This window comes from Conexibacter sp. CPCC 206217 (assembly GCF_030646165.1).
Classification (GTDB): Bacteria; Actinomycetota; Thermoleophilia; order Solirubrobacterales; family Solirubrobacteraceae; genus Conexibacter.
Window position 1 is genome coordinate 1 of record NZ_JAUTDO010000021.1, and the last position, 5,958, is coordinate 5,958.

At 68.7% G+C, this 5,958-nt stretch carries 6 protein-coding genes; 3 read left to right on the top strand and 3 right to left on the bottom strand.

Annotated elements, in window-relative coordinates:
• Positions 1–64: 64 nt before the first annotated feature.
• From clpX to tig, 3 genes are all read right to left on the bottom strand, one after another.
• Complete coding sequence (clpX, locus tag Q7L65_RS27545) at positions 65–1,342, bottom strand: ATP-dependent Clp protease ATP-binding subunit ClpX (RefSeq protein ID WP_304726675.1); 1,278 nt, start codon at positions 1,340–1,342, stop codon at positions 65–67.
• A gap of 41 nt (positions 1,343–1,383) precedes the next feature.
• Positions 1,384–1,968, bottom strand: a complete 585-nt coding sequence (gene clpP, locus Q7L65_RS27550; protein WP_304726677.1) for an ATP-dependent Clp endopeptidase proteolytic subunit ClpP — start codon at positions 1,966–1,968, stop codon at positions 1,384–1,386.
• Between the two features lie 180 nt (positions 1,969–2,148).
• On the bottom strand, positions 2,149–3,606 hold the full coding sequence (tig, locus tag Q7L65_RS27555) for a trigger factor (protein ID WP_304726679.1): 1,458 nt from the start codon (positions 3,604–3,606) through the stop codon (positions 2,149–2,151).
• A gap of 26 nt (positions 3,607–3,632) precedes the next feature.
• Here tig and Q7L65_RS27560 point away from each other — a divergent pair, with 26 nt between their 5' ends.
• The 3 genes from Q7L65_RS27560 (at position 3,633) to Q7L65_RS27570 (ending at position 5,865) form a co-directional block, all read left to right on the top strand.
• The gene (locus Q7L65_RS27560; protein ID WP_304726681.1) at positions 3,633–3,791 is read left to right on the top strand and encodes a hypothetical protein; all 159 of its coding nucleotides are present in this window, start codon (positions 3,633–3,635) and stop codon (positions 3,789–3,791) included.
• 55 nt (positions 3,792–3,846) lie between these two features.
• Positions 3,847–4,338 carry a carbonic anhydrase gene (locus tag Q7L65_RS27565; protein WP_304726683.1) on the top strand — a complete coding sequence of 164 codons (492 nt, stop codon included), beginning with the start codon at positions 3,847–3,849 and terminating at the stop codon, positions 4,336–4,338.
• A 174-nt stretch (positions 4,339–4,512) separates the two neighbouring features.
• Positions 4,513–5,865, top strand: a complete 1,353-nt coding sequence (locus tag Q7L65_RS27570; protein ID WP_304726684.1) for a cytochrome P450 — start codon at positions 4,513–4,515, stop codon at positions 5,863–5,865.
• The last annotated feature ends 93 nt before the right edge of the window (positions 5,866–5,958 follow it).

Genomic DNA, 5,958 nt, shown 5'->3' on the forward strand with positions numbered 1-5,958 from the left:
TGGGGCCTCGAGAACCACCAGCCTCCAAGGAGGACCGGATGAACAACCTGCCTAGGAACTACAGCTAGGCCGACTCTTCGCGCAGGCCGTCGGAGCCGTCGTCGTCGACGGCTTCGGTCACGAGCGTCGGGGTGATGCCCTTCTCGATCGTCTCCTTCGTCACGACGCACTTCTTCACGTCGCGGCGGGAGGGGAGCTCGAACTGGACCTCGAGCAGGACCTCTTCGATGATCGAGCGCAGGCCGCGGGCGCCGGTCTCGCGCTCGAGCGCCTTGTCGGCGACCGATTGGAGCGCCTCCTCGGCGAACACCAGCTCGATCCCGTCGAACTGGAAGAAGCGCTGAAACTGCTTGACGAGCGCGTTGCGCGGCTCGGTGAGGATCGTCATCAGCTCGCCTCTCGACAGCTGATGGACCGCCGACATCACCGGCAGACGGCCGATGAACTCGGGGATCAGGCCGTAGTGGACGAGATCCTCCGGCAGGCAGTCCTCGAACGTATTGCCGAGGTCCCGGTCCGCCTTGTTCTGGATCGTCGCGCCGAAGCCGACGCCCTGTGCCCCCACCCGTCGTTCGATCACCTTGTCGAGATTGGCGAACGCGCCGCCGCAGACGAACAGGATGTTCGTCGTGTCGATCGTGAGGAACTCTTGATGGGGGTGCTTCCTACCGCCCTGCGGCGGCACGGACGCGGTCGTGCCTTCGAGGATCTTCAGCAGCGCCTGCTGCACGCCCTCGCCGGAGACGTCGCGCGTGATCGACGGGTTGTCCGCCTTGCGCGCGATCTTGTCGACCTCGTCGATGTAGATGATCCCGGTCTCGGCCTTCTTGACGTCGTAGTCGGCCGCTTGGATCAGCTTCAGGAGGATGTTCTCGACGTCCTCGCCGACGTAGCCGGCCTCGGTGAGAGCGGTCGCGTCGGCGATCGCGAACGGGACGTTGAGGATCTTCGCCAGCGTCTGCGCGAGCAGCGTCTTGCCGCAGCCGGTCGGGCCGAGCAGCAGGATGTTGGACTTCTGCAGTTCGATGTCGTCGTCGTCGGACTGCATCATCTGCACGCGCTTGTAGTGGTTGTAGACAGCCACTGAGAGCGTGCGCTTGGCCGCTTCCTGACCCACGACGTACTCGTTGAGCACGTCGTAGATCTGGCGCGGCTTCGGCAGGTTCTCGAGATCGAATGTGGGCGGAGCGGTCAGCTCCTCATCGATGATCTCGTTGCAGAGATCGATGCATTCGTCGCAGATGTAGACGCCCGGCCCGGCGATCAACTTCTTCACCTGCCGCTGCGACTTTCCGCAGAAGCTGCAGAGAAGCTGTTCGTTGGAGTCTGTCGGTCGTGCCATGTCGGTCACTCCCCAGGAGTCGGCACCTGCGCGCGTTTACCTTAGTGCTGCGTGATCACGCGGTCGATGATCCCGTAGTCCTTCGCCTCTTCCGAGCTCATGAAATAGTCACGCTCGGTGTCCTTGCGGACCTCCTCGACGGGCTTATCCGCGTGGAACGCGATGATCTCGTCGAGGCGACGACGGATGTCGATGATCTCTCTGGCGTGGATCTCGATGTCCGTCGCCTGGCCCTGGAAGCTGGACGACACCTGATGGATCAGGATCTTCGCGTTCGGCAGCGCCATCCGCTTGCCTCTCGCGCCGCCCGACAGCAGCAGGGCGCCCATCGACATCGCGATGCCGACGCAGATCGTCTGCACGTCGGGCTTGATGAACTGCATCGTGTCGTAGATCGCCAGACCCGCGTACACGGAGCCGCCCGGCGAGTTGATGTAGATCGAGATGTCCTTGTCGGGATCCTCAGACTCCAGGTGCAGGAGCTGGGCCACGATCAGGTTCGCGATCTGGTCGTCGACGGGCGTGCCGAGGAAGATGATGCGCTCGTTCAGGAGACGTGAGTAGATGTCGAACGCGCGCTCTCCGCGCGACGTCTGCTCAACGACCATCGGTACCAGGGGGCTCATAGTCCTCGCTTTGTTTCGCTTCCTCGGCTCGAATCCTTCCGGGCAGAGCCGAGTCCTCTGGCGCCCGTCCGGTTGGGCGAGTCTAGCAACCGGATCAGGCCGGCTTTTCAGGTCTGCAGGAGTACGTCGCAAAGCTATGCACCGACGCGTCGCATCGGCGCACAGCAGGAACTTCGCGACTCAGTCTTCGCTGTCCGCGGCTCTTCTCGCTCTGGCTCTCGCGGCTCTTCTCGCGGGCGCTCTTCTGGCTCTCGCTCTGGCGGCTCTCGCGGGTCTTCTGGCGGCGTCCGCGTCGTCCCCATGATCGTGGTCGTGGTCGTGCGGCTCGGCGGCGACCGGGAACGGCTTCGCCTGCTCCACCATCAGGTCGAGCGCCTTCGTCGTCGCGACGTCCTCGCGCAGCGCATCGACGTTGCCGTTCTTCTTGACCCGCTCCAGCAGCTTGGCGCCGGTCGAGTTCTCGTGCGACGCGGTGTGCTCCAGCGCCTCGGCAAGGTCGTCGTCGCCCGGCTCGATCGCCTCGGCCACGACGACGGCGGCGAGCACGGCCTCGCGCTTGAGCGCCTGCTCGGCGTCGGGCTTGGCCTCCTCGAGGATCTCCTCCTCGGTTCTGCCGGACATCTGCAGGTACGCCTGCTTGTTGAGGCCGCGCTCCTGCAGCGTGCGGGCCGTCTGGTCCCACAGCTCGACCGCGCGCGCCTCGATCAGCGCCTCCGGGACCTCGACCGTCGCGTTGGCGACCGCGGCGTCGAGCACGGCCTCGCGGAACTCGCTCTCGATCGACTGCTCGTCCTGCTCGGCGATCCGTCTGCGGATGTCGTCCTTCAGCTCGTCGAGCGTGTCGAAGCCGGCCGCGTCGGAGGCGAGGTCGTCGTCGAGCTCGGGCAGCACTCTCGCGCGCACCTCCTTGACGGAGATCGCGAACTCGGCGTCTCTGGACGCGAGGTGGCTGGCGCCGTAGTCGTCCGGGAAGGTGACCTGGATCGTGCGCTCCTCACCGGCTCTCGCGCCGCTGAGCTGCTCCTCGAAGCCGGGGATCAGACGACCGCCGCCCAGCTCGATCAGCTGGTCGCGGCCCTCGCCGCCCTCGAACGGCTCGCCGTCGATCGAGCCGACGTAGTCGACGACGACGAAGTCTCTCTCGCCGGCCTCGCGCTCGACCGTCTCGAGTCTCGCGAGGTGCTCGCGCAGGTGCTCGAGCTCGTGCTCGATGCGGTGGTCATCGACGCCTTCCTCGCGGCGGCCGACCTCCAGGCCCTTGTAGTCGCCGAGCGTCGCCGTCGGGCGGACGCCGATCTCGACTGTGAAGGTGAGCGGCGCGCCCTCGGCGGGCAGGTCGCCGAGGTCGAGGCTCGGCTCGCCGACCGGGTGGATTCTGGCGGCGTCGACGGCCTGCGAGTACCAGCCGTTGATCGAGCCGCGCACGGCCTCGTCGAGCACGTACTCGCGGCCGACGCGACGCAGGACGACCTGGGCGGGGACCTTCCCCTTGCGGAAGCCCGGGACGCGCATGTCGCGGGCCAGCTGCTTCGCGGCGCGGGTGAGGCTCTTCTCCACCTCGACGGCGGGGACTTCGGCCTCGACGCGGACGCGCGACTCGGGCAGCTCGGTGACGTTGGTCTTCAGGGCTTCGGGCATGAGGTTGCGAACGATACCGTGGGTGGGTGACCTCTCGGCTGCTCGCCCGGCTCGTGACCGGACCCGTCGCGTTCCTGCTCGCCGGCACGGCGGACCTGACCGTCGGCTGGAGTCGATGGGCGCTCGCGCGCGCACGTGAGCGCGCGACGCGCGCCCGCGCGCGCTTGCCGTTCGGAACCAGGTAAGACAGGCAGTTTTCTTCTATTTTGGTGACGCCACCGAGCGACGTGGGAGGTCGTGTTGAGCGTCACCGATGAGTTGCTGCGAGCGGCCGAGGCCAACCAGGCGAGCCACGCCCATGGCGACCTCGCCGGGGCGCCGCGACGCAGAGTCGCGGTCGTCACCTGCATGGACGCGCGGATCGATCCGATCGCGCTGCTGGGCGTGGCCGCGGGCGACGTGCACGTGCTGCGCAACGCCGGCGGCATCGTCACCGACGACATGGTCCGCTCGCTCGCGGTCTCCCAGCGCAAGCACGGGACCGAGGAGATCGTGCTGATCCATCACACCGACTGCGAACTGGCGACCTTCGACGACGACGGCTTCCGCGACGAGATCCGGCGCGAGACGGGGATCAAGCCGAGCTGGTCGGCGGAGACGTTCGCGGACCTCGACGGCGACGTGCGCCAGTCGATCGCCCGCGTCGAGGCGAGCCCGTTCCTGCTGCAGGCGGCGCTGGTGCGCGGCTTCGTGCTCGACGTCGCGACCGGGCGGATGCGCGAGATCACGTAGGAGGATCAAGGATCGCTGTCGTACAGCAGCAGAGTTGCGCTGATGCGGGCGACGCCGATCCGAGCGCCGGGACGCCGACGCGCCATCCTGGCTGGCCGGCCAACTGAGCTGCGCATCGCGCTCGCCGAGCGGGCATGATCTGCGGTACTCCCGCGTTCCAAGAGGAGCCCGCTCATGAGCACGACGATCGACCCCACCGTCGCGGCCCCGCCGGAGCCGCCGCTGTCCGAGCTGCCGCCCGGGTCGCGGCTGCCTCCGCTGGCGCAGGTCGCGATGATCGCGCGCTCGCCGATCGGCAGCGCGCTGAAGCTGCACGCGCGCTACGGCGAGCCGTTCACGATGCGCGTGCCCGGCTTCGGGCCGTCGGTCGTGTTCAGCTCGCCGCAGCTGGTCAGACAGGTCGTCACCGGCCGACCCGACGTCTTCCACGCCGGCCTCGCGAACAGACCGCTCAGCGCGGTGCTCGGGCGCTGGTCGCTGCTGACGCTCGACGGCAGACCGCACCTGCAGCAGCGCAAGCTGCTGCTGCCGCCGTTCCACGGCGAGCGGCTGCGCGCCTACGGCGAGCTGATCCGCGAATTGTCCGAGCGCGAAGCCGCCATCTGGCCGCTCGACACGCCGTTCCGCGTCGACGAGCGAATGCAGCGGCTGACGCTGGAGGTGATTCTGGAGGTCGTCTTCGGGATCTCCGACGAGACGCGCAAGGACGCGCTGCGCCGGCTGCTGCCACCGCTGGTGGAATCGAGCCGCCACGTCGTCTTCTGGGGCAAGGCGGCGAACTTCGACTTCGGCCCGATACGCCTGCGCGAGACGTTCGAGCGCCGCCGCGACGCCGTCGACGAGCTGCTGCTGGCGGAGATCCACGACCGCCGCCGCGTCCCCGCCGAGTCGCTCGCCGCGCGCACCGACATCCTCTCGATGCTCGTCGGCGCGACGCACGAGGACGGCTCGCCGATGGGCGACGGCGAACTGCGCGACGAGCTGATGACGCTCGTGATGGCCGGCCACGAGACGACCGCGACCGCGCTGACGTGGGCGATCGACCTGCTGCTGCGCAACCCCGTCGTGCTGGCGCGGATGCGCGCCGCGGGGCCGGACGGCGACGACGACTACGTCAACGCGGTCTGCCAGGAGATCCTGCGGATCCGGCCGGTCGTGCCGTTCGTCGGGCGCGTGATCACCGAGCCGGTCGTGATCGGCGACCGCCAGTACCCGACCGGCGTCGGGCTGATCGCCTCGATCGGCCTGACCCACCACCGCGAGGACGTCTTCCCCTCCCCCGGCGTGTTCCGCCCCGAGCGCTTCCTCGGCGAGAGCGAGGTGCCGTCGTACGGCTGGCTTCCGTTCGGCGGCGGCGTGCGCCGCTGCATCGGCGCGAGCTTCGCCCAGTTCGAGCTGGCGACGATCCTGCGCGTGCTCGTCCGCAGCCCGGTGCGGCTGGCGAACCGCCGCCCGGAGCCGATCCGCGCGACGGGCGTGACGCTGGTGCCGGGCCGCGGGGTGAAGCTGGTGCGCGAGCGGGTGTAAGGAGCCAGGCCTCCGCGCGGCGGGCGGGCGCAGCGGGCGGGCGCGGGCGGGCGCGGGCGGGCGCGGGCGGGGGCGGGCGAAGTCGGAGGCCAA